Below are 24,153 nucleotides of genomic sequence, written 5' to 3'. Positions count from 1 at the left end.
AATTCCATCAATACCCACGCTAAAAAACGCAACTTTTTAGATATGTCATCACAGCTCAAAACAATCACACTGAAACGCGGCAAGGAGGAATCGCTCCTGCGCTTCCATCCCTGGGTGTTCTCCGGAGCCATCGCGCATCTCCCCGAAGGACTTGAAGAGGGAGAAACTGTCCGCGTGGAGGCTGCCGACGGCCGCACGCTCGGTGTGGGACACTATGAAATCGGTTCGATTGCCGTCCGTATGCTCGACTCGGCTGAAAGAGAAATCGACGCGTCGTTCTATGCCGAACGTCTCGGACAGGCATGGGCGCTGCGCAAGCGTCTCGGCCTCATCCGCCCCGACAACACCACCTTCCGCCTCGTTCATGGCGAAGGCGATTTCCTCCCCGGGTGCGTGGTGGACATCTACGGTGACACAGCCGTCCTCCAAGCCCATAGTCCGGGTATGCACTTCGCTCGCAATATAATTGCCGAAGAGCTTACTCGTCTGCCCGATGCCGGAATCAAAAATGTCTACTACAAATCAGAGACAACACTTCCGTTCAAAGCTCGTCTTGACCCTGTCAACGACTACATCATCGGCGGTTTCGACACCAATATCGCGGTGGAAAACGGGCTTAAGTTCAATATCGACTGGCTAAAAGGCCAGAAGACCGGTTTCTTCGTTGACCAGCGCGACAACCGTGCCCTCATCCAGAAATTCAGCCAAGGTGCGAAAGTGCTCAACATGTTCTGCTACACAGGCGGTTTCTCCGTCTACGCGATGCGTGGAGGTGCAGAGCTTGTCCACTCCGTCGACTCTTCGGCGAAAGCCATCACTCTCACAGATGCAAACATCGCGCTCAACTTCCCCGGTGACGAACGCCACAAATCATACGCTGAGGATGCTTTCAAATTCCTCGGACGCATGGAAAAGGGCGCATACGACCTCATCGTCCTCGACCCACCCGCTTTCGCCAAACACCGCAGTGCAATCCGCAACGCAATGATCGGCTACCGCCGACTCAACGCTGCAGCTTTTGAAAAAATCGCGCCCGGAGGCATCCTCTTCACCTTCTCCTGTTCGCAGGCCATCTCCAAAGAGCAGTTCCGCCTCGCCGTCTTCACTGCAGCTGCAATGTCGGGCCGCAAGGTGCGCATCCTCCATCAGCTCACCCAACCCGCCGACCATCCTGTCAACATCTACCATCCCGAAGGCGAATACCTCAAAGGCCTCGTCCTCTACGTTGAATAGCGCTACGCGCCAAGTATGTGGAGCTTCGCTCCAAGTATAAAGTATAAAGGATAAAGTAAAGGAATCCCAAGTACCTCTCCTCTCCCCCAACATCAGCAAAACTATTATCTATACTCTATACTTTATACTCTATACTCTGATACTTAAAAAACTAATACTTAAATAAAATGTCTTTAACCAAATTCATCTATCCTGCCATGGCAGCATTAGCCATCACGTCGTGCGCATCAAAGGCCACAGACGTACAGAGCGATGATTTCGACTATACAGTCGACCGCTTCGCCGACATTGAAGTTCTCCGCTACAAAGTGCCCGACTTCGAAAAACTCACCCCTCAGCAGCGCATCCTCATCTACTATCTGACCGAAGCAGCAATCACCGGACGTGACATGCTCTGGGACCAGAACGGAAAATACAACCTTGCAATCCGCGACCTCATCGAGAACACCTACAAGGCATACGACGGTGACCGTGAAAACAAGGATTTCAAAGGTCTCGAAACCTACCTCAAGCAGATTGAATTTGCCAACGGCATCCATCACCACTATTCGATGGACAAATTCACTCCTACATTCTCACGCGAATTCCTCGCTGAACTCGTTGCCAAACTTCCTGCCGACAAGCAGCCTGAAAACGTCGAGACACTCTATGAGGTCATCTTCAACCCCGCCATCATGCCTAAACGTGTGAACCAGGCTGAAGGTCAGGACCTCATCACAACCTCAGCCAACAATCTCTACGAGGGAATCACGCAAGCTGAGGTCGAGAACTACTACAACGCCCGCAAGGACACAACCGATGCCACTCCTATCTCCTGGGGTCTCAACACCCGTGTCATCAAGGAAAACGGCAAAGTTGTCGAGCAGCCCTACAAGGTCGGCGGCCTCTACTCTGAATCCATCACCAAAATTGTCGACCTCCTTGGCAAAGCCGCACAGTATGCTGAGAACGACACTCAGCGTGGTGTCATCAACAAACTCATCGAATTCTACACCACAGGCGATCTCAAGGCTTTCGACGATTACTCAATCGCATGGGTTGAGGACACCGGTTCGCAGGTCGACTTCATCAATGGCTTCATCGAAAGCTACGGTGACCCCCTTGGCATGACAGGTGCCTTCGAATCAATTGTCAACTTCAAGAACCTTGAGGCATCACACCGCACAGAGGTCATTTCAGGCAATGCCGAATGGTTTGAACAGCACTCACCCGTCGATCCCCGCTTCCGCAAGGACAAGGTGAAAGGCGTGACTGCAAAGGTCATCACTGCCGCTATCCTCGCAGGCGATGCATATCCTGCAACCCCCATCGGCATCAATCTCCCTAACGCCAACTGGATCCGCGCTGCCCACGGCTCGAAATCGGTGACTCTTGAAAACATCACCCAGGCATACGACGAGGCCTCACACGGCAACGGTTTCAACGAAGAGTTTGTCATAGATCAGGAGACATCCGATCTCATGGATAAATATCTCTTCATCACTGACAACCTCCACACCGACCTCCACGAATGTCTCGGCCATGCTTCCGGCCGTCTGCTCCCCGGAGTTGACCCCGACGCTCTCAAGGCCCACGGCTCTACCCTTGAAGAAGCCCGCGCAGACCTCTTCGCTCTCTACTACCTCGCCGATCCGAAACTCCTCGAACTCGGTCTTCTCGACAATCCCGATGCCTACAAGGCTGAGTACTACAAATACATCCTCAACGGCCTCATGACACAGCTCATGCGCATCGAACCCGGAAAGGATGTTGAGGAAGCCCACATGCGTAACCGTCAGCTCATCTCGGCATGGGTGTTTGAGAAAGGTAAGTCCGACAACGTCATCGAAATGGTGAAGCGCGACGGAAAGACCTTCATCAAAATCAATGACTACGCCAAGCTCCGCGATCTCTTCGGTCAGCTCCTCGGTGAAGTGCAGCGCATCAAGAGCGAGGGTGATTATGAAGCCGGACGTGACCTCGTTGAGACCTACGGTGTGAAAGTCGATCCGCAGCTCCACAAGGAAGTGCTCGACCGCTACGCCAAACTCGACATCGCCCCCTACAAGGGCTTCGTCAACCCTGTCTACACCCCTGTGACCGACAAGGATGGCAACATCACCGACGTGACTGTCAGCTACGAGGAGGAATATCTTCCCCAGGTGCTCCGCTACTCTGAACAGTACCGCACACTCCCCGCTACAACTAAATAGCCCAACACTGAAATCGGAGGGTGTTTAATCCAAAAAATTAGACACCCTCTGAACATCTTCAGCAAGCTACAATTTATCCGACACATAAAATCGGCCTCATTCCGGACTATACCTGAAATGAGGCCGATTTTATGTATCGTTTTGTCTTATCGTATTTCTTACGCCTTCAGCGTTCTGTCTGAAAGAGGTTTCACCTGACGGTGACGGATCTTCCAGATCACTGCATCGTAGGGCGGAATCATCGTGCGGAACGGTTTATGCGTACTCAGCTCCTTCACATCCTGCTCACGGGTAATCAGCTCGGTTGCCACAACTTCACCTTCCGGAATATTGAGCATATCGAAGGCGTGGCGCGGAATCTCGATTGCAAGGTCACATGAATCGGATGAGAAGTTGACGGCAATCAGCAATGTCTCCCCGTCGCATGAACGGATGAACACATATTGGCGGTGAGGGTTGAGAGTCGGATTCTGATAGTTGACATACATCAGGTCGAAGAAACGGCCGTGGGCAATTGCACGCTCACGGTTGCAGAGACCGAGGATTGTGCAGTATTTCGCACGCAGCCAACGCTCTCGCGGAGTGAGCTGCGAACCGTCAGGCTTGCCGTTGTTGTACCAGCGACGAAGAGTAGCCACACTCCAATAGTCAAAGATGGTGGTGCGGCCGTCGTAACCGCTGAAACCCTCAGTATCCGTGGCCTGTTCGCCGAGCTCCTGTCCGGCATAGATAAGCATCGGACCGGTGGAAATCATAGAGCTTACAACCAATGAAGGAATCACCTTGGCAGGGTCGCCTGCATAGAATTTCGAGCCGAAACGCTGCTCGTCGTGATTCTCAAGGAAGTTGAGCATATTGCCGGATATTCCCTCGACTGTCTGCCAGCAGTTGGTGATGGTTGCCGCAGAATAGTTCGAACACTGTATGCCACGGAGCGTGTCATAGAGATTCACCTTGTCATACAGATAGTCAAAACCACCCTTTTCAATGAAATCTCGGTAAATCTTCACATCGTAGAGTTCCGCGATGAACTTGATGCGCGGATAGCGGTCCTTGACATTGGGTATCGCCCACTGCCAGAATTCGAGAGGCACCATGTGGGCCATGTCACAGCGGAAAGCGTCAACACCCTTCGAAGCCCAGAAACGCAGGATGTGGAGCATCTTCATCCATGTGTCGGGAATCGGACGGAAATGCGTGGTCCAATTTCCGGGGTCACGGCCATAGTTGAGTTTTACGGTCTCATACCAGTTGTTGACGCCCGGAAACGCCGAGAAGCAATCATCGCCAGTAGCCTTTGCGGGAAACTCGATATATGCCTTCTTCCCGGTCCCGAGATCTATTGAGGGAGCGAAAAGCTGACGGGTGATATAATAGTAGTTGTTGTTCGGGCTGAAGAACATCTCCGTATTGTCATCCTCACCGAAATCGCGGATTCCCGCAGGCTTCGCATCGCTGTAGTAGCGTCGGGCCGTATGGTTGGGGACAAAATCAATCACAACCTCAAGACCTGCGTCATGGGTGCGCGCGACAAGAGCCTCAAACTCACCCATGCGGTTCTTGACATCGACCGCGAGGTCCGGGTCAATATCATAGTAGTCCTTGATTGCGTATGGTGAACCGGCCTGTCCTTTCACGACGTATGGATTGTCGGGACGTATGCCCTCGCTGCTGTAGTCAGTCTTGGTGGCATGTTCGATCACACCTGTATACCACACATGCGTGGCACCAAGTTCCTTGATTCCAGCGAGAACCGTATCGGTTATGTCATTCATCTTTCCCGAACCGTTCTGAGCGTATGTGCCGTTCGGGAGACAGTGGTTGTTGGTATTAGTGAAGAGACGTGGTAATAACTGATAGATTATTGGTTTTCGATCCATACTACATTACTATATATACATTTTTTGCTACGTTGTGTGGCTAATCGCTTCTATGACTTCAATCTCGGTCCACGGTGGGTGAAACCCGCGTCGAGGAGTGCCGACAGAGTGCTGTCGTAGCCCGAGCGGAACACCCTGCGGATTTCCTTGAGATTGAACACCTTATATGATGCCACATCATCAATGCTTATGGCCAGATCACAGAGTTCCATCTGTGGCTGGGAATTGTTTTTTACAAGAAGATCGTATGTGCGGTGAGCGATGTCCATGATGGACTTCGGCTTTCCACGGTGGGGGACCGGACTGCAATTTATTCCGATGAGATACTTGCAACTGTCCCTGAGCGCCCATGCCGGAAGATTGGCAAGCACACCGCCGTCAACGTAGGTCACACCTCCGATTCTGACAGGCTTGAAGACAATCGGAATACTGCACGAAGCAGCCACACAGTCGACTATGCTCCCTTCCGAAAAGGCCACAGGCTTATTATTGTCGAGATCCGTGGCACATATCATGGCCGGCAGTGGCAAATCCTCAATCTTATCGTAAGGAATATGCTTTTTCAAGAACTTCTTGAAACCGTCCATCGAAAAGAAACCGTCGCGTGGCACTCCAAGCTCGGCGAAATCGCCAAACTTCACATCGCTGAAAGCCGTCACAATCTCCTCCGGAGCCATTCCGGAAGCATACATGGCCGTCACTACAGACCCGGCACTCACTCCGGCGATTATATCGGCCTTGATACCGACCTCCTCCAAAGCGAGCAGCGCACCGGCGTGTGCGAAACCTCTGGCCCCGCCCCCGCTGAGGACAAGGCCAACCTTATAAGGCTTTCTTGAAAATTTAAGCATATCAAGCATGGCGATTGCAAATTTACAACATTTCCCCCAACTTCCCCCAACTTCCCACGTTAAAATTCAGTGTTAAAATCACCATTAAAAAATACCGTTCCCTTCATTTTAATAAAAATCATCACCTATTTCCTAATGTCGGGGTAATTGAGTAACTTTGCGTTACCATGAAGTTCAGTCAGATTCCATCACATGAGAATGTGAAGCGCCAGTTGCGCGAGATGGTTGCAGACCGTCGGATTCCTCATGCCCTGCTGCTGCACGGGCCTGCGGGAATAGGTAAGTTCATGCTTGCGCGCACGTTCTCGCAATATCTCCACTGCCAGTCGCCGACGGCAGACAGTGAGCCGTGTGGCGAGTGTCCGTCATGCCGACAGCACGAGTCATTCAACCACGTCGACAGCCTGTATGTCTTTCCGGTTGTGAAAACCGACAAGCTGAAAGCTCCGATTTCCGATGACTATATGACGGAGTTCAAGGAGTTTGTCGCGGCCAGTCCCTACATGGATTTCGAGCGGTGGACAGGATATTTCGAGAAGAAAAACGCGCAGCCGGTAATCTATGTCAGCGAAAGTGAAGCACTCGAACAGCGTCTTTCAGTGACAACGACCGTCTCCCGTTACAAGACCGTGGTCATCTGGCTACCTGAAAAGATGAACGAACAGACGGCCAATAAACTCTTGAAACTCATTGAGGAGCCATTTGCCGACACGGTTTTCATCCTTGTCTCGGACAATGCCTCTGCCATTCTTCCGACAATCTATTCGCGATGCCGCCCGATTGAGATGAAACGACTGAGCGACGAGACCATCGCCTCCTACCTCACATCACGACTCTCAATTGACCCGCAGGATGCTATGGCTATGGCACACATAGCAGCCGGAGACATGAACTCAGCCCTCCGCGCCATGGATGCCACAAGCGTCAGCCGGATGTTTTTTGACCATTTCGTCAGGCTGATGCGCCTCGCATATCAACGCGACGTGAAAGGCCTGAAAGAATGGAGCGCCGACATTGCTGCGCTCGGACGCGAGCAGGAAATCAAATTCTACGACTACGCGCGCCGTCTGATACGCGAGAATTTCATCTATAACTTCCATGTCCCGGAGCTTCTCTACCTCAACCGCGACGAAGCTAATTTCAGCAAAAACTTCGCCCGTTTCATCACCGAGAATAATGCGGAGAAAATCATCATGGAGATGGACCGCGCAGCCACCGACATCGCAGGAAACGCCAATGGCAAGATTGTCAATTTCGACTTCGCCATCAAGATGATTATCCTCATAAAGAATTTCTGAAAACCACACCCCGGAAACGGGCAACACTATCGGCAACAAATATATGACCCCTTTTCTCCAACAGGTAGCATCAGCCTATATCCACAACGAACTTCCGCAACTCGCCGACTATTGCTTCGTATTCCCCAACAAGCGCAGCGGTGTGTTCTTCCGTCACTACCTCTCTCTTGAGGCACAGGGACAACCGTTCATCATGCCGGAAATCGGGACAATCGCCGAAGTGACGAACCGTTTCTCAGCCCTTACGGAAGCCCCGCGTCTCGACCAACTCTTCATCCTCTACAACGAATACCGCGAACTGAGCGACGACGTGGTTGATTTCGACCAGTTCATTTTCTGGGGTGAGATGCTGCTCAACGACTTCAATGACGTAAATCTCTATCTTGTCGACCCCCACAAGCTATTCGTCAACCTCAAGCGTTTCCGCGAAGTCAGTTCAAACTATCTGACCGAGGAACAGGTGGAAATCATCAACCGCTACTGGGGAGAACGCTTCGTCCACACAAGTCCCGACCAATTCTGGAACCATCTGCATGAGGAGGCCCCGACCTCTCTCGAAAACAAATTCCTGAAACTTTGGGAGGTGCTCGACACACTGTTCGAACGGTTCAACAAACGTCTGCTCGACAACGGAATGGCAACCCGAGGCATGTTTGCCCGCAACGCCGTCAACTATCTCAGCAAAGCAGCAGGGACAAAACTCCCCTACAAACGATATATCTTCGTTGGATTCAACGTGCTCACCCTCGCCGAAATCAAGATTTTCGAGAAACTGCAGGCACGTGGAGCCGCTGATTTCTATTGGGACATGGCCTCACCGTCGTTCCGCGACGAAGGAAACCGTGCCGCATTTTTCATGAGGCGCAATGTCGACTGTTTCCCCTCCCGCTACGACTTGAACGAACTTTACCCCGAAAAACCAAGTTTCCCGGAAATACACATCACGGGAGTCCCGACCGCATTCGGTCAGACCAAGGCTGCGGGACTTCAACTTTCGGAATGGATTTCCGACGGTTCGATAAGCAATCCTGCAAACGCCATCGACACAGCAGTAGTCCTCCCTGATGAATCGCTCTTCATTCCCATGATTCATGCTGTACCGGCAGAGATCACCGCACTCAACGTGACCATGGGTTTCCCGCTGAAAAGCACATCCATCTCATCGCTGATGTCAGCGATAGTCAGTATGCACCTGCGGGCCTCACGTTCACGCAACGAGTGGAGCTATTTCTACGAAGACCTGCGCGCAGTCCTGACCCATCCGCTCCTTCAGGCTATGGACCCCGAAGGGTGCAACGCACTGCTGCGCCTGATGCTCGACCGGCGACTTTACATGGTACCCGCATCGAAAATAGCCGAGACCTCCCCTGCCCTCGCCTTCATCTTCACCCCCGTCCGTGACACGAACGAAGTGGAGGAGGTCCACACCTACTTCTTCGACCTCATCGAAGGGTTGCGCGCTTTCACCGCCACACGCAAGGAGCTAAAAATCGAGAACTACTTCCTCGACACATATCTTGTCGAACTCGAAAACCTCCGCGCCGCCTGTGCAAGATGGAGCATCACGATGCGCGACAAGACCTTCATCGAACTTCTCCAACGCACCATATCGTCGGTCAGCGTCCGTTTCACCGGTGAACCGCTCGCCGGATTGCAAGTGATGGGCGTGCTTGAAACCCGTGCGCTCGACTTTGACAAGCTCATCATGCTCTCGATGAACGAGCATGTGTTCCCTCACAAACAATACACCCGCTCGTTCATCCCCGACACACTGCGCCGCAGCTACGGCATGGCAACCACAGAACTCCAGGAGTCAATCTTCGCCTATTCGTTCTACCGCCTCATCTCGCGCGCATCAAAAGTCAGACTCTGCTACGACGCCCGCACCCTGAGCGGAAAAAACAGCGAAATCTCCCGCTATATCGCGCAACTTCTCTATCTCTTTCCCGAATGCCGCATCGAGCACGACCTTGCCTCCTTCACCACCCATCCTACGGAAGAGGAAGCAATCGTGGTTGAAAAATCTCCGGAAATCATGGAGAAACTGCGTGAATTCACGCCTCCGGGACGCCGCACACTATCGGCAACCGCCATCAACGACTATATCAACTGTCCGCTGTCATTCTACCTCAAGCGCATCTGCCGTCTTGACCTTGATGAAGACGTGATGGACTACATGGACTCCGGCACATACGGAAGCATCCTGCACGAAGTGGCCGAACGGCTCTACAAGGAACTGCGGGGCGACCGCGACGAGGTAAAAATCACGGAAGAAATACTCGACAGTTTCATCCGCGACGAAGTGCGCATGGACGGAATCATCACTGAACTTATCAATGAGAAATACAACCGAATGCCCGAAGGGGACAGGACCCCACTCGTTGGCGAAAGCCTCGTCCTCGGGAAAGTGATGAAACATTTCCTCATCCTCATGTTCCGGCGCGAGAAAGAGATTGCCCCCTTTGATTTCATCGACGGCGAACACAAGGTAGAGGGTACGATGAAGATTTCCGACAATCTGACAGTCAACATCCTCCAGTTCATTGACAGAATTGACAGAGTGTATCCCGGAGGACGCTATGGCGAAGGACTCGGATTGCTCAGAATCGTCGACTACAAAACGGGGTCAGACAAGACCGATTTCAGCGATATGGACGACCTCTTCAATCCTGAAACCGACCACCGAAGGAAAGCCATCCTACAGCTGATGTTCTACTGCAACGCATACGCAGGCAAAATCAAATATGACGGAGCCATAATGCCCCAGATATATTCCTTCAAGACCCTTTCAACCACCGGACTGCGTCCGCTTTCATACCAAAAGGAAGACTTCACCGACTACCGTGTCATCAACCACCTCTTCATGGAGCGCTTCAGAGCTACCGTCGGGGAGATGTTTGACCCGAACGTACCGTTCACCCAAGCTGTCGATGATTCCGCCTGCAAATTCTGCGGATTCAAACCCATCTGCCGTAAACACTGATGAAACTTTATATCCACATCCCTTTCTGCCACTCGAAATGTGCCTACTGCGACTTCTATTCCACACCCAAGCGCGAATGGATGGATGCTTTCATTGACGCGGCCATCAACGAATGGAAAGAACGGTCGGAAAACCTGAACGATGTGATTGACACTCTCTATCTTGGGGGAGGAACGCCATCGTCGCTTCCGCTTCCGTTGCTGAAACGTTTGCTTGACGCGCTTCCACTTGATGCAGGGGTCTTGCGCGAAGCTACCATCGAAGCCAATCCGGAAGATGTGACCGAGGAATGGGTGCGTTTCATCATAAATGATACGCCTTTCCGGCGGGTCAGCATGGGCATACAATCTTTTTCTGACGATGAGTTGAAAATCATCGGCCGACGCCATGACAGCCGCCGCGCCATCGAGGCTGTTGAGACACTGCGGTCAGGAGGAATCGACAATATAAGCTGCGACCTCATCTACGGACTCCCCGGACAAGATATGGATTCATGGAAACGTTCACTCTCCACTCTCATATCGCTACGGCCCGAGCATCTGTCAGCCTATCTGCTCTCCTACGAACCGGGCACACGTCTCAGCGCGATGCTTGAACGGGGTAAAATCACTGAGGCTGATGAGGAACTGGTCGAGGCCATGTACACACATCTCTGTCAGGCCACCTCAGCCGCAGGATACGGCCACTATGAAATTTCAAACTTCGCACTTCCGGGTCGCGAAGCAATCCATAATTCATCATATTGGGACGGCTCACCGTACATAGGCCTCGGACCGGGTGCCCACTCATGGGACGGTGAGAAAAGATGGTTCAACCCTTCGAACCTGAAAGATTACATCGCACACAACGGGAGCGGAACGGCAATCGTCGAGGAAGAGGATACCGACAACCGCTTCAACGATATGCTGATTACGCGCCTGCGCACAGCCAAAGGTGTAGATGTGGCTGAGATGCAAAAACTGTTCGGTGATGAAATCACCCGGACATTCACTGCCCAGACATTGCCTCTGCTTGAAAAAGGGTTGCTCGAATACCGACAAGAAACGGATACATACGCAATTCCGGAACGACATTGGCTGACATCAAATGCCATACTTCTCGAACTGATAAGAGTATAAACAACTTTCACACTATCATACACATCCATCTTATAACATCTCATATCATGATTGCAAAACGTATATTCTCGACAATTGCCCTCACATCCCTATTCACTGTATTGCTCCATGCCTCAGAACCGACGCTTATCGGTAGGCGCGGATGCGGATTTGCAGTTGAAAACAGTGCGGAAGCCTACCGTGAAGGCGCACGCAGAGGCTATGAAATGATGGAAGCCCATGTACGTCTTACGGCTGATTCGGTGTTTGTCACCTCACACGATGGCAAGACCGACCGCCTCGGCGGCAAATTAAAAGTGGCAAACTCGACCTTGGCGGATTTGCGCAGCGAGGTCTATACTCAGCAACGCGACAGCGCTACCTATACAGGCTCGACAATATGCACAGTCAGTGAATTTCTTGACATCTGCAAGGACAACGGTGTGGCACCTCTTCTCCATCTCAAAACACTGTCAAAAGACACGAAGAACTGCGGTTTCCTCACCCCACTCGCCGAACTCGTCAAGAGCAAGGGACTTGAAGGAAAGTGCGTAATCCTCACCTCCGAGCCCGACTATATCGACTATCTGATGACCAAACATCCCGACATGCAACTGCAATTCCAGGCCGATGCAAAATGGCAGGAGCGTTTCGACTGGTCGTGCGCGAAAAAACTTGACGTGCAGATCCGTGCCGACCTCGTCGATGCCGACTGCATCCGGAGATACCATGATGCCGGAGTGAAGGTCAACGTCTGGACAGTAAATACTACGGATGACTTTAAGCGGCTGAAGGATATGGGAGTGGACTATATCGTCACGGACTATCTGAAATAAATTTCAAACTTTCACCTCCCGGTATTTGTTTGTGATACTAAAATGACTAACTTTGTAATAAAAATGATATCACAATGGAAGTAGTATTGGAAAAGAAGGCCCATGTATTCAGACTGCCGGTATATTTACTCGACAAACTTAAAGAGCTTGCCAAGGAAGATCGCAGAAGTCTCAATAATTATGTAGAGGGACTTCTTCTTGATGCCGTGTATCATGAACCGAATGAAGAAACAATAGCATCCCTGAATGAAGCAAAATCAGGAATGCTTGAAGGACCGATCGATACGTCAAGCGTAGAGGCCATGATCAAGTCCATCGGTTTATGAAAGAACTCCGCTTTACACGACAATTCAAGAAAGACTTGAAAAAATTCTTGAACAAACCTAAACAGCTACGAGAACTCAAGGATGTCCTTGACATGCTAAAAAATGAGATTCCCTTACCCGAAAAATACAAACAACACCAACTATCCGGAGAATACAAAGGATGTCTGGAATGTCACATCGAAGGGGATTTCCTATTAATATGGTATGATGAGGAATCAAACACTATCGCACTATTCAGACTTGGTTCCCACTCGGAGCTGTTCAAAAAATAAATATTCCTCCCAATTATGGCACTATTCAGTTTTCTTTCAAAAAAGAGCGAACCTATCAAATTTCCATATAAGACCGACATACACTGCCACATCCTGCCGGGGGTGGATGACGGATCGCCCGATGTCGACACATCGGTTGAACTTGTGAAACGTATGCGGAACTGGGGCATCGAGCGTATCATCGCCACCCCACACATCACCGAATCCACATTCCCGAACACTCCCGACGTGCTTGATCCAGCACTTCAGGAACTTCAGGACGCACTGGCAAAAACGAGTCCGGACATTGATCTGACCCGTGCATCTGAAAACCGAATCGACGACTTCTTCCGTTCGGAATTGGCCAAAGGGCAGATTACCACTTTCCCGAACAAATATATCCTTGTTGAGAACTCCTTCCTGCAGGAACCGTGGCAACTCGACCAATTCCTGTTTGATTTAAAAATCCAAGGGTATCATCCGGTCTTGGCCCATCCCGAACGTTACTACTATTATTTCGAGGAACATCCGGAGCGCTATGAGCAGCTTCACCGCGCCGGCACACTCTTTCAAATCAATGTGCTTTCACTCGCAGGAGCATATTCTAAAAAAGAGAAACGCACAGCCGAAAAACTCATTGAAAAAGGCTTCGTGGATTTCCTCGGCACTGACCTCCATAACTTCCGTCATGCAGATGCAATCGACGAATATTTGACAACAAAAGATGCACGTCGCCACTTCGAAGCTCTTGAAGGCAGATTGCTTAACGACAAAGTCTTCATCTGAGAATATTCTGATATTATATCATCACAAAAGTCCTGACAGATACCGAATCTATCAGGACTTTTGTATTTCATAGAATACATCTTTAATACGCAGGGAATTTATAGGACACGCATGAAGGAAGTGGAAATTGCGACAATGCTGTTTTCAATTGTTCATAAACTTCCGTAGTTCCGGTAGAATGTCGAGACAGGCCTGTCGGCCCATAGCATAGACCGACTTCATTTTCTCAGGGTTCATCTCGACGCGACCGATTGGAAGAGGCTGCGATGGAGCAATCACAAAAGCCGTCCCCTGACGGGCCTGTGAATGCACGAAATCCAACTGTGCATTATACATCTCATGACGACGAGCCATTGCTTCAGCTATTTTGGGATAGCGGCGCATGAACAGTTTAAACAGCCATTTTGAGGCGGGACGTTTACGGTAGTCAATCGGTTGCGTAAGCACAACCACATTGCGCCCGAAACCTTGATGCTGAAAGTATTCCAAGGGGATGGAATCGCTGATACCACCGTCGAGAAGCAGATGTCCGTCGGCCACACGCACCGGACGCGTCACTATCGGCATCGAAGCCGAAGCACGAAGCCATTCGAGAGAATCATAGTCAACCTTGTCCATACGGTAGTAGACAGGCTCTCCGCTGTTGACATCCGTGCAGACAAGATGAAACTCAATCGGATTCTTCTCAAACGTCGCACAGTCGAAAATGTCAAGTTCAAGAGGAAGGGTATGATAAGCAAACTCCGCGCCGACCAAATCACCGGTCGACAGGAGTGAGCGAAGCCCCATGTAGCGCGGATCCTTACAGAAACGGAGATTGTAGCGGAGCGCTCGTCCGGGCTGACGGGATTTGAAATTGCAACCGAAACTCGAACCGGCGGAGACGCCGACAAGTCCGTCGAAATCTATGCCGTTTTCCATCATAACGTCAATGACACCGGCTGTGAAAAGCCCGCGCATGGCTCCGCCTTCAAGTACAAGTCCTGTCCGCACGTTCATTCTTCAATCTATAATGGGTATGTTTAGTAGAGTGTTTAATAAACAGCGTAAAGATACGGATTTTTGCGGAAGCTCACTGCATTTCCGTGAGATATTTCCAATACCTGACAGGCATATCGGCCCGCTGTTTGCGCGGATTCGTGCGTTCGGCAATGGCGATATGTTTGACATAACTGCGCCACAGTTCCTGATATAGCGGTTCGTCGGGGTCCATCATCTCCTCTGAAAGCCGTCCGGTGGAAAGATAGTAGCCGTCAGACTTCAGAGTGATACGCCTGACCTCATCACCATCATGGTGATAGCCATAGTCACGCAGCCGGTCATAGATAATGAACGGCTGGTCGGAGAAACGGTCGGCAAAATGCTTTATAGCGAACGGTAGCACATCGAAAATCGGCTCGACCATTGAAAAATATGTCCCGTCGACAGCTTTCTGAAATCTCACGAACTGCAAAAGCCGATGAGCCTCACCGCGCACTCTCCGCGCCTCTTTCACCAAAGCAAGCACAGCCGGGTCGGAAAAATCATTTTCAATCGACGGAGTGCTTACAACCGCACGGCTGATGAAACGCAGGGCCAACAATGGAAAATCCGGATTGTCTGTAAGAAATGCGGCGGTCAGAGCTGTCCTCGCACCCGCAGATACAGATTTGCCAAGTTTAGTCCAGACACGACGGGCTTTCACCTCATCGGTTTCCACTGAATGGAGAACATCGTAGAACAAGGGCAATGCTCCATCAGGAGCAAGAAGCATATCCGGGGACTCCTTGCGCGCGAATGAATCAAAGACCGCTGTCAGCAATCCGTCGAAACTTCCGTCGAAACGATAAATAATCATGTGAAATCAAATGAAAGTTGAAGAGGATTGTCGCGCTTTGTCCGGCGCTCTGTAAGGATACGTCTGACATATTCCGGCGATGTGTCAGCAATGGAGGCAACCGTAAGCTCGCCACAGGTAATGAAATATTTCGCACGCTTCATCGCCACCCCGATTTTCGACAGATGCGACGAATTAAGATGGCGGTAGCGACGGGCATTGACAATCAGTGTCGCGGATTTCACGCCGATACCCGGGACACGAAGAATCATCTCGTAAGGCGCACGGTTAATATCAACCGGGAAAGCCTCGGGATGCCGCAAGGCCCACCCGAGCTTGGGATCCACCTCAAGGTCGAGATTCGGATTTGATTCATCCGTAATCTCCTCAGCCTTGAATTTATAGAAACGCATCAGCCAATCGGCCTGATAAAGACGGTTTTCACGGACAAGCGGAGGTTGCTTGAGCTCAGGCAGACGATTGTCGTAGGCATTGACGGAGACATAGCCCGAATAATAGACACGACGCATGGTCGGCATCCCGTAGAGAGCCGACGAAGTCAGGAGTATGTCGCGGTCGGTGTCAGGCGACGCACCGACAATCATCTGCGTACTCTGTCCGGCGGGAACAAAACGCGGGACATGGCGCATACGTTTCTTGTCCTCCTCACATTGCAAGACACCCTGCCGGATATACGACATGGGCTCATAGACGCTCTTGTGGTCCTTCTCAGGAGCAAGAAACTTCAACGACTGCTCACGCGGAATCTCAATGTTGACACTCATGCGGTCGGCATAACGTCCGGCCTCATCGACCAGCTCTCGCGACGCACCGGGAATACTTTTCAAATGGATGTAGCCATTGAAACGATGCACTTCCCGCAGATCCTTGGCAATGCGGGCAAGCCGCTCCATCGTGTAGTCAGGATTCCTTACCACTCCCGAACTAAGAAACAACCCCTCGATATAGTTCCGTCGGTAGAACTCCATGGTGATGTCGACAACCTCGGAAACCGACAAAGTCGCACGCGGAATATCATTCGACCGGCGGTTGATGCAATAGGCGCAGTCATACATACAATAGTTCGTCAGCATCACCTTCAACAAGGCAATACACCGTCCGTCGGCAGCGAAACTGTGGCAGATACCAACTCCTCCCACCGTATTGCCGACCCCTTTTCCGGCATTACGGCGGACAGTGCCGCTTGACGAACATGATACGTCATACTTGGCAGCCTCAGCCAATATCTTCAATTTTTCGAGCGTTGCTTCCGTCATGATAGTGCAAAGTTACAACACCACGGTGCCGGAATGCCGCACAGGCAAGTTAAAAAGTGTTTCACAAGGATTAAACACCCTTAAAATACATCTGTGCGATTTATACACTTACTTTGTAAACTTCACTGAAAGGCTGACGGTGCGCGGACGCAGAGAGTAGGTGTAGGTATATGTGTCGAGACCGCTGTAGAGCGAATAGTAATATGTACGGGTGTCAAGTATATTGTCTGCACGAAGAGTCAGCTTGACCTTACCAATCTTATAGCTGATGCCAAGGTCAAAAAGCGAGATGTTCTTGCGTGATTTATCAGACAACTGCTTGCGCACAATCTCCGCTTCACCGAAGAGGTCAATTCCGCTACCCGGATAGAATGAAAGGCGGAAATCATTTGACATCATGTCGAATGAATCATGCACTCCGAGATAACGGCTGAATGTTTTGGTGAACGAGCCTTTCCAATTCAACTCCACCCATCGCCACGGTGCAAGATTGAAACGTGGGTTCAGTGAGAATGACCGGCCGAAATATGGAATGATGCGATCCTGCTGCATCATCTCGCTCCGCGACCAGGAGTAGGAACCGCCAATGGTGAATTTTCCACCGAAATCGGGCCACTGCTTCGTCACAGAAGCCATCGCCGTCATTGATTGAGAACTGTTGTCGTTGGCAAGTCCACCGACTGTCACCTGAGAATCGGTGACATATTGCGAACCAAGCACATTGCGGTGTGTGCGGGAATAGGAAATGTCGGCATTCGCAAACCAGAACTCAAACGGTTTCTTGAAATCGATGCCAAGCGACGATGTGAAGGTACGGTTACGCGCAAGTATGCCGGATGCCGCGCGACGACTACGCCATGAGGTCATTATCGGAGCTGTCATCAGGTCAAGCACGTCGCCTATCGAATGAGAATAGCCCTCACGGACCAATGCACTCACATTGGGAGTGAAATTATATTTGAATCTTACAGACGGACTGACGTAGGGTCGGTCATGACTGATACGCTCACCTGTTCCCCGGTTGCGGGCGTGGAAAAACAGGGCCCGCAACCCAATATTGCCCGACAACTCAAACCTGCGCCCCGGAGCGGTATATTCAAATCCCGGAGCGACATCAATGTTAAGACGTTTGCCGTGGACATCATTCCGGCTATCCATAGCATCAAGTAAACTTTCAACCTCATCGGACGTGAAATCAACCGACAGCGGAAGGGTCAGTCTCCAGCCTCTGAGAAGCCAGACAGTGCTTCCTCCCAACGCTCCCCTCAATGTCCGTCCGGAAAGAGTCTGCAGGGCTGATTCATCCGGAGAATTGGAATCCGTCACCCGAAGGTCGGTCACCGGAGAGATATTGCATGAAGCCTCAGCCGAAAGATTCCATATCCGCTCACCGATGCGCTGCCGCCATGAGAAACGGTCATTGAGATTGAACACCCGGAGACTGCGGTGCTGCCTGAGGTCAAGCGCATCGCTGAGAGTGTTGAAATCGTTGGTCTGAAACTGTCCGGAGGCTGAAAAGCTGTTGGACAGATAGGAGTCGTCGCGGTTGCTTGTGTAGGTGAGGTCGAGAGTCGGATTGTGGACATGACTGAAAGGAGTGTTGCGCTCACGGATGACTATGGGATTGGCCGTTCCGGAATAGTATTCCGTTGTCTGGGTGTAGGCATACTCAGTCGAGGTGTAGGCATACGAGGCGTTGACTTTCAGCGAACTCTCATCGCTCAGTTTGTTCATGAAATTAAGGCTGACACTGCGGTCCTCCGGCGAGATATAGCGACCGGATTTCAACGGCGGAGTGCTCCCTCCGAGGTTTCCAAGAGCTGAGGAAGCAAGTCCATCCTTTTTGGCAGAATATCTATAGACACTTATATGGCTGCGGAGGTCACCCATTGCAAACTCATCGAAATTACCTGCCTTGACCGACAGCATTGTCTGAAACTTCGGGGTAAACATCATCCCGGTTGCCCCCAGACGATAGAGCCACTTTCCGCCGTAGCCGACGAGCGCATCGGACGAACCGACAGGCTTGAACTTAACCTTTGATTTCAGTTTGATGTTTAGAGCGACGTCGTCGGTCTGCGCGCCCTTGTCGATTTTCGCGTCATGGTGATTGTTGAGCACCTGCACATCGGTCACATAATCCGCGGGAAGATTCCGTGTGGCCATATTGTAGCGACCGCCAAGCATATCCATCCCTTCGATGTAGAAGTTGCTTATGCCCTTTCCCTGATAACTGATTTTCCCGCTTCTCGCAACCTCTATGCCGGGAAGTTTCTTCAAACCGTCCTCCAGAGTGACATCACTTTTGCCAAGATAGGATGCAAGATTATAGACGAGCGTATCACCAAGGATATTGATACGGGGCACACTCACACTGACCTCACGCAACTCGGTCGAGGCGGCAGGCAGACGGAAATCAACAACGGCCGAACGGTTGGCTATCCTCCTTTTAACCGTAGAGAAACCGATACACTGCACCGTCACATCAAGAGAATCCACTGCGAGCGCGGGAACCTTGAGACGATAGTCACCATCGGACCCCACAGAAGCATACGCCTTGAGCTTACCACCCGAATATACCCTTACGACAGCTCCTGCAAGAGCATCCTTTCCGGCAGCATCACGGACCTTGCCCGTCACGCTGACTTGCCCCCGCACCGCAAGGGAGCAGAGGGCAAGCAGCATGAAAATGAATACCCTTGGAATCATTACTACTATTTAATTTATTCTATACTTAATATTAAGAATGTCATTGGAGTTCAATGGGAGTGTAACCGTTCGGACGCTTGGGTAGCCGGACACCATTAATCAATACCGCTCCACCTTTGAATACGGTTACATCCTTGATTGACTCCACAGGGATACGTTTCATCGGATCCTCCTCGAAATAATTTTTCGCTTTCACAAACTTGTCGCGTGAGGTTGACTGAAGCTGGCTGTTCTGCGCCTTCACGATGTCGCCGCTACCCTTGCGGAAAGCCGTGGCAGTGAATGTGTGAATGCCTTCCGAATCACTGACCTTCATTATCAACCCCGGCAGCCCTGCGAATTTCCACGGACCGAAGCCGGCGGGAATCTCCTCCGTGAACCATGCCGTCCAGTCGCGGCCACCATAGCTGCAAGTGGCCTTCATGCAGGGATAGTCGCAGACGGTCAGGGTGTCTTCCGACAGTGTCCAGTCAAAAGGAGCGAAATCCTCGGCATACTCAACCGTGTTGGGAGTGATGATGTCGACATAGCGGGTCTTCCCCTCCGGAGAGTTCTGAAACACCTCTCCGGTGAAAAGGTATTCCACCCTTCCGAGGGCATCCTGCAACTTTTTGACAGCCTCCAGGTCGGCGCCCGACATTGATTCAAGCGAATCGACCCTGAAAGCATTCAAATCCGTAAACTTCGCCACGGAAGGATTGAACTGGAGAATGGTAGCGTATTCCTCGTTGACCTTGTCGCCATTTTTACGGGTCGCAACAACATCGTAGGCATAGATGCACTCATAGTCAGCCTTGCCAAGGCGATCGTAGCCTTTAGGCTTTGCGGGTTGAGACTTAGCATCAGATATCGGCTTACTGCCGGTGCTGACAACTTTAATATCGCCGGACGCTTGCGCAGCGACCGAAAATGGCAACAGAGAGGTGGCACCTGCAAGAATGCAAGCGCGAAAAATAGATTTCAACATGATAAGGATTAGGTATTATCGAATAGCAGAAGTCGCTACGACGGGAAGAATTCACACCCGACTCATAGTCTCAGCATATTCTTTGTTTACATATATATGTATGGTCGGGCGTGGGTCACTCTTGCGCACAGAAATCGAGTCAATCCGGCTGGGATCTATCTGTTCGAGAAAAGCCTCACCCCCGGAGGTGACATTACGGTCGTTGAGATAAATCGCCATAGACTTGACATCAACATCTTTGGCTTTGGCTGAGTCATCAGTCTTGAGTTGGATGACGCTCTTTGCCTTGCCGTTGAGAGCGAGAGGAGCCTGCGTGGCAGGTTTCTCAACAGGAGCAGCCTTCTGCTCCTCATCCTTGTTTCCTTTAATCCTGAAAGTGACAGGGAGGGTGTACCAGACAGAAACAGGTTTACCGCCGAGCATACCCGGGGTGAATTTCGGCAAAGAGGAGATCACTCTCTTGGCTTCCGCATCAAGAAGCGGGTCGACAGAGCGAATCACCTTGACCTGACCGATGGCTCCGTCGCTCTTAACAACGAACTGCACGACCACACGACCCTGAGTCCCTTTCTCGTAGGCTTCCTTAGGATAATTGAGATGCTCACCGACATATTTAAGCAAGGCAGCTTCTCCACCGGGGAACTGAGGTTTCACCTCGACAACCGAGAACACCTGGTCACCTGACTGCGCAGTGGCATCGTTGACAGCAGACGGAGCGGAGGGTGCTGCGGAAGAGGTGACCTCAGCAGTCTTGCTACTGCCGGAAGTGAGACGGAAAGTAATGGGGATTGTATACCAGACAGCGACAGGCTTTCCACCGACAGTGCCGGGGGTGAATTTCGGAAGGCTCTTTATCACCCTCTCCGCCTCGGCATCACATTCGGGACTTACCGAACGGATGACATTGACATCACCGATGCTGCCGTCCTTCTGGACAACGAACTGGGCTATCACCCTACCCTGGGTCTGTGCCTTGGCAGCCGCCTCGGGATAGCGGATGTTGGTAGCCACATATTTCATAAGCTCAACCTCACCGCCGGGATACTGCGGCATCTTCTCAACCTTCTTGTAGACTTGACCGCCATCAGCAAGAAGAGCATCCGCAGAGCCTGTCACGGGCTTCATTGACTCCCGGCTCTCAGCCGCAGGCGATGCGGTTTGCGAATCAGAAGAATTTTCATTACTTTTGTAGCTGACAACCACGATTTCCTCGAGTTGGGGAGATTCGACCGGAACATCGGGAAGAGTTTCAACCGGAGTTTCAATCATGGTCGCATCCGAAGTGTCGGCGAGAACCGACGCAACGGCATCAAGATTAGCTACTGCAAGCGCCACGCCGAGTGCGGGCACGAGGGCCAGACCGCGCAGACGGCGGGAGGCCGGAGATTTTTGATTGTACATCATAGTAATTCGCTTCTTAAGTTTACTGTGATTCAGGCTGTTGGCAAGTGACGGGAATCTCGCGCCGACAGCCTTTTTAATTAATAACATCTGATAGTCACGCGCACAGACGCCTGAGGCAAGCACAGCGCTGTCCGCCTGATATTCGTGGACGGTCTTCAACTCCTCGCGCATGAGCCATGCAGCGGGATTATACCACTGGAATATACCCACAAACTGTGCGACAAGAAGATCGATCCAATGGCGCAGACCCAGATGCTGGAGTTCATGGACGAGAATCATGTCGCCATTCTCATTCCAGTCCGCGCGGTTCATCACCACATATCTGCACCAACTGAAGGGAGCAATCCCTTCATCGTCGGTCACAATCACGACCTTGTTGCCATATCGTCCGACCTCCTCACCGCGTGTGATTATCCTGCGGAGGCGCATTCCGACCCAAAGAGTCTGACCGATTGTGAAGACCACACCTCCAAGATAGACCCACAGAAGTATCGTGAGCCATATCGGCTGATGCGGGACTTCGGCAATCACCACCTCATCCATCCCGGCCATCAAATCGGCCATGTCAATCTCGGCCAAAGGCATCGGGACGGGAACCGAAGCCGTCAGGCCGCTGAGCCGGTTGCCGACGGGAAGAGCAAACAAGGCCACAGCATAGATTATCCAGAGCGCAGCACGGTTATAACGGTGTTGGTTCTCCCCTGCCATCATCCACTTATATGTGAGATAAAGCAAGGCGAGGAGAATGGAACTGTAGAGAGAGTATGACAGCACTGAGCCCATGGAGATGAATTTAAAAGGTGAGGAATGAATGTGGATATATCCGGGGGGAAGAGCGGATTATTTCTTGGCGTTCTTGCGCTCGATAAGATCCATAATCTCGCGGAGCTCGTCGTCCGACATCTGCTCCTGCTCAACGAGAGCTGAAACTGCGTTCTTGTAGGAATTGTTGAAGTAGTCCTTCACGAGACGGGCCACCGAACGCTTCTGGAAGTCTTCCTTCTTTGCGACGGCATAGTAACGGTAGGTGGGACCGAACACTTCATGAGCCACATGTCCTTTCTCTTCAAGGATGCGAACGATTGTGGAGAGGGTGTTGAAGTGAGGCTTCGGTTCCTCATGGATATTGACCATCTCACGCACGAAGAGCGGACCGCGCTCCCAAAGCATCTGCATGATTACCAATTCTTTTTCTGTAAGCAACTGAGGTTTACGTCCTGGTCTCATAAGCGATAATGTAATTTAAGTTATGATTAATGATGTTGATAGTTGTTTGAAAAAATTTGCGGTGTGAAACGATAATAAATACGTTTCACACCGCAAAGATAAAACTAATCGCGACGTATTCCAACTATTGCGATAGTTTTTATAGTTAATTCTTGTTAAAAAATTCTATATGAAAATCGTATTCCAACAGTAGGGTATACTTTAAAAGCTTTCAGTACATCCACATAATCACCCGGTTTTCCCTTTATGTTTTTCACTTCCGAAGTCAAGTCCACCCCATCATGGGTTATCAGAGTAGGAGAACCTCCCCACATCATCATACCACAATCTACATCAAGTTTAAACCTACCTTTTTTATCAAGCGTGCTCGTATAGCCAAGTCCAAGATACGGTTTAAAAGCGTTGACAAATGCAGTAGCTTTAACCATACCATCCGAATCCGGCTGCATCATATATGGACTACCGTCTTTAAAATCACCGATATGAATACCCATCCGCCCTTCACTCTCTAACTTTTCTCTTATTTCATCTATCAGGAAGGGATCGAAGTTAACACCACCAATAGGTTTATCGTATGCATCATCACTCATAATATAATCATAGAAGTGATTGTATATATTCACCGCAAGCAATGATGGCATTTCTCCCATAGTATTAATGGCCTTTGCAATCTTCCGAGAACCAATATAGAAGCCCGCAGTAAATCTCCACCCTTTTTCAGGCCAAGGATATACATCTACAAGGAGTTTAAAACTTGTCATTGTAGGTTTCCCATCAATATCAATGCGATCATCAACCTTGATACCCGTCAAACCTTCCATGTATTTCTGCATTTTGTCAAAATTCTCTGAATTTACACCTCCATCCGTATAGCTTTGAAGACTGAATGACATCGGAAATGTGAAACGCGGCATGTAGTCCACTCCAGCTCTGAGGCGAAAATTATCAGTAATATTTGTTGCCACATCAACCCCGAGTCCAGTACTCCCGGCAGAAATGCCCACCTCGAATCTATTGAAC

The 24,153-nt window shown here is 50.8% G+C and carries 19 protein-coding genes; 9 read left to right on the top strand and 10 right to left on the bottom strand.

Annotated elements, in window-relative coordinates:
• Positions 1 to 42 precede the first annotated feature (42 nt).
• Both QZ310_RS03455 and QZ310_RS03450 read left to right on the top strand, forming a co-directional pair.
• The gene (locus QZ310_RS03455; protein WP_297070393.1) at positions 43 to 1,233 is read left to right on the top strand and encodes a class I SAM-dependent rRNA methyltransferase; all 1,191 of its coding nucleotides are present in this window, start codon (positions 43 to 45) and stop codon (positions 1,231 to 1,233) included.
• 167 nt (positions 1,234 to 1,400) lie between these two features.
• On the top strand, positions 1,401 to 3,425 hold the full coding sequence (locus tag QZ310_RS03450; protein WP_297070391.1) for a dihydrofolate reductase: 2,025 nt from the start codon (positions 1,401 to 1,403) through the stop codon (positions 3,423 to 3,425).
• Between the two features lie 158 nt (positions 3,426 to 3,583).
• Here the strand turns inward: QZ310_RS03450 and QZ310_RS03445 are convergent, their stop codons facing one another.
• Together QZ310_RS03445 and QZ310_RS03440 are read right to left on the bottom strand one after the other, a co-directional pair.
• Positions 3,584 to 5,305: an alpha-amylase family glycosyl hydrolase gene (locus QZ310_RS03445; protein ID WP_297070390.1), complete on the bottom strand. Its 1,722-nt coding sequence runs from the start codon at positions 5,303 to 5,305 to the stop codon at positions 3,584 to 3,586.
• A gap of 50 nt (positions 5,306 to 5,355) precedes the next feature.
• Entirely contained in the window at positions 5,356 to 6,156 is an 801-nt protein-coding gene (locus tag QZ310_RS03440) for a patatin-like phospholipase family protein (protein WP_297070388.1), read from the bottom strand.
• 167 nt (positions 6,157 to 6,323) lie between these two features.
• Between QZ310_RS03440 and QZ310_RS03435 the strand changes: the two genes are divergently transcribed.
• The 7 genes from QZ310_RS03435 (at position 6,324) to QZ310_RS03405 (ending at position 13,733) form a co-directional block, all read left to right on the top strand.
• Entirely contained in the window at positions 6,324 to 7,454 is a 1,131-nt protein-coding gene (locus QZ310_RS03435; RefSeq protein ID WP_297070386.1) for a DNA polymerase III subunit delta, read from the top strand.
• 43 nt (positions 7,455 to 7,497) lie between these two features.
• Positions 7,498 to 10,437 (top strand): PD-(D/E)XK nuclease family protein, encoded by a 2,940-nt coding sequence (locus QZ310_RS03430; protein ID WP_297070384.1) that lies wholly within the window; start codon positions 7,498 to 7,500, stop codon positions 10,435 to 10,437.
• Positions 10,437 to 11,555, top strand: coding sequence for a radical SAM family heme chaperone HemW (gene hemW, locus QZ310_RS03425; protein WP_297070382.1), 1,119 nt, complete (start codon positions 10,437 to 10,439; stop codon positions 11,553 to 11,555). Before QZ310_RS03430 ends, hemW begins: the two co-directional genes overlap by 1 nt.
• Positions 11,556 to 11,602: 47 nt before the next feature.
• Positions 11,603 to 12,370, top strand: coding sequence for a glycerophosphodiester phosphodiesterase family protein (locus tag QZ310_RS03420; protein WP_297070380.1), 768 nt, complete (start codon positions 11,603 to 11,605; stop codon positions 12,368 to 12,370).
• A gap of 74 nt (positions 12,371 to 12,444) precedes the next feature.
• Entirely contained in the window at positions 12,445 to 12,696 is a 252-nt protein-coding gene (locus tag QZ310_RS03415) for an Arc family DNA-binding protein (protein ID WP_297070378.1), read from the top strand.
• Positions 12,693 to 12,968, top strand: coding sequence for a type II toxin-antitoxin system YafQ family toxin (locus tag QZ310_RS03410; protein WP_297070377.1), 276 nt, complete (start codon positions 12,693 to 12,695; stop codon positions 12,966 to 12,968). The genes QZ310_RS03415 and QZ310_RS03410 overlap by 4 nt, the downstream gene beginning before the upstream one ends.
• Positions 12,969 to 12,983: 15 nt before the next feature.
• Complete coding sequence (locus tag QZ310_RS03405; RefSeq protein WP_297070374.1) at positions 12,984 to 13,733, top strand: CpsB/CapC family capsule biosynthesis tyrosine phosphatase; 750 nt, start codon at positions 12,984 to 12,986, stop codon at positions 13,731 to 13,733.
• A 144-nt stretch (positions 13,734 to 13,877) separates the two neighbouring features.
• On the opposite strand, the gene QZ310_RS03400 is transcribed toward QZ310_RS03405, so the two are convergent.
• The 8 genes from QZ310_RS03400 to QZ310_RS03365 all read right to left on the bottom strand — a co-directional run bounded on the left by QZ310_RS03400 (position 13,878) and on the right by QZ310_RS03365 (position 24,098).
• The gene (locus tag QZ310_RS03400; RefSeq protein WP_297070410.1) at positions 13,878 to 14,726 is read right to left on the bottom strand and encodes a patatin family protein; all 849 of its coding nucleotides are present in this window, start codon (positions 14,724 to 14,726) and stop codon (positions 13,878 to 13,880) included.
• 79 nt (positions 14,727 to 14,805) lie between these two features.
• Complete coding sequence (locus QZ310_RS03395; RefSeq protein ID WP_297070372.1) at positions 14,806 to 15,570, bottom strand: TIGR03915 family putative DNA repair protein; 765 nt, start codon at positions 15,568 to 15,570, stop codon at positions 14,806 to 14,808.
• The gene (locus QZ310_RS03390; protein ID WP_297070370.1) at positions 15,567 to 16,826 is read right to left on the bottom strand and encodes a putative DNA modification/repair radical SAM protein; all 1,260 of its coding nucleotides are present in this window, start codon (positions 16,824 to 16,826) and stop codon (positions 15,567 to 15,569) included. Before QZ310_RS03390 ends, QZ310_RS03395 begins: the two co-directional genes overlap by 4 nt.
• Positions 16,827 to 16,934: 108 nt before the next feature.
• Positions 16,935 to 19,535 carry a carboxypeptidase regulatory-like domain-containing protein gene (locus QZ310_RS03385; RefSeq protein ID WP_297070368.1) on the bottom strand — a complete coding sequence of 867 codons (2,601 nt, stop codon included), beginning with the start codon at positions 19,533 to 19,535 and terminating at the stop codon, positions 16,935 to 16,937.
• A 40-nt stretch (positions 19,536 to 19,575) separates the two neighbouring features.
• A complete protein-coding gene (locus tag QZ310_RS03380) occupies positions 19,576 to 20,502 on the bottom strand; it encodes a GLPGLI family protein (protein ID WP_297070366.1) in 927 nt (308 codons plus the stop codon).
• Positions 20,503 to 20,553: 51 nt separating this feature from the next.
• Entirely contained in the window at positions 20,554 to 22,689 is a 2,136-nt protein-coding gene (locus tag QZ310_RS03375; protein WP_297070365.1) for a M56 family metallopeptidase, read from the bottom strand.
• Between the two features lie 57 nt (positions 22,690 to 22,746).
• A complete protein-coding gene (locus QZ310_RS03370) occupies positions 22,747 to 23,133 on the bottom strand; it encodes a BlaI/MecI/CopY family transcriptional regulator (protein WP_297070363.1) in 387 nt (128 codons plus the stop codon).
• Positions 23,134 to 23,288: 155 nt separating this feature from the next.
• Complete coding sequence (locus tag QZ310_RS03365) at positions 23,289 to 24,098, bottom strand: hypothetical protein (protein WP_297070361.1); 810 nt, start codon at positions 24,096 to 24,098, stop codon at positions 23,289 to 23,291.
• Positions 24,099 to 24,153 lie beyond the last annotated feature (55 nt).

The organism is uncultured Duncaniella sp., assembly GCF_910577345.1.
Lineage (GTDB): Bacteria > Bacteroidota > Bacteroidia > Bacteroidales > Muribaculaceae > Duncaniella.
Note: the sequence above shows the minus strand (reverse complement) of the source record. Positions and strands in the feature narration are given on the sequence as shown.

Bases quoted from the DNA above. Each gene is read 5' to 3' on its own strand.
- QZ310_RS03405 (WP_297070374.1), top strand. From the start codon at position 12,984: ATGGCACTATTCAGTTTTCTTTCAAAAAAGAGCGAACCTATCAAATTT.
- QZ310_RS03430 (WP_297070384.1), top strand. From the start codon at position 7,498: ATGACCCCTTTTCTCCAACAGGTAGCATCAGCCTATATCCACAACGAA.
- QZ310_RS03385 (WP_297070368.1), bottom strand. From the start codon at position 19,535: ATGATTCCAAGGGTATTCATTTTCATGCTGCTTGCCCTCTGCTCCCTT.
- QZ310_RS03455 (WP_297070393.1), top strand. From the start codon at position 43: ATGTCATCACAGCTCAAAACAATCACACTGAAACGCGGCAAGGAGGAA.
- QZ310_RS03395 (WP_297070372.1), bottom strand. From the start codon at position 15,570: ATGATTATTTATCGTTTCGACGGAAGTTTCGACGGATTGCTGACAGCG.
- QZ310_RS03435 (WP_297070386.1), top strand. From the start codon at position 6,324: ATGAAGTTCAGTCAGATTCCATCACATGAGAATGTGAAGCGCCAGTTG.
- QZ310_RS03375 (WP_297070365.1), bottom strand. From the start codon at position 22,689: ATGGGCTCAGTGCTGTCATACTCTCTCTACAGTTCCATTCTCCTCGCC.
- QZ310_RS03420 (WP_297070380.1), top strand. From the start codon at position 11,603: ATGATTGCAAAACGTATATTCTCGACAATTGCCCTCACATCCCTATTC.
- QZ310_RS03410 (WP_297070377.1), top strand. From the start codon at position 12,693: ATGAAAGAACTCCGCTTTACACGACAATTCAAGAAAGACTTGAAAAAA.
- QZ310_RS03450 (WP_297070391.1), top strand. From the start codon at position 1,401: ATGTCTTTAACCAAATTCATCTATCCTGCCATGGCAGCATTAGCCATC.
- QZ310_RS03415 (WP_297070378.1), top strand. From the start codon at position 12,445: ATGGAAGTAGTATTGGAAAAGAAGGCCCATGTATTCAGACTGCCGGTA.
- QZ310_RS03445 (WP_297070390.1), bottom strand. From the start codon at position 5,305: ATGGATCGAAAACCAATAATCTATCAGTTATTACCACGTCTCTTCACT.
- QZ310_RS03370 (WP_297070363.1), bottom strand. From the start codon at position 23,133: ATGAGACCAGGACGTAAACCTCAGTTGCTTACAGAAAAAGAATTGGTA.
- QZ310_RS03380 (WP_297070366.1), bottom strand. From the start codon at position 20,502: ATGTTGAAATCTATTTTTCGCGCTTGCATTCTTGCAGGTGCCACCTCT.
- hemW (WP_297070382.1), top strand. From the start codon at position 10,437: ATGAAACTTTATATCCACATCCCTTTCTGCCACTCGAAATGTGCCTAC.
- QZ310_RS03390 (WP_297070370.1), bottom strand. From the start codon at position 16,826: ATGACGGAAGCAACGCTCGAAAAATTGAAGATATTGGCTGAGGCTGCC.
- QZ310_RS03440 (WP_297070388.1), bottom strand. From the start codon at position 6,156: ATGCTTAAATTTTCAAGAAAGCCTTATAAGGTTGGCCTTGTCCTCAGC.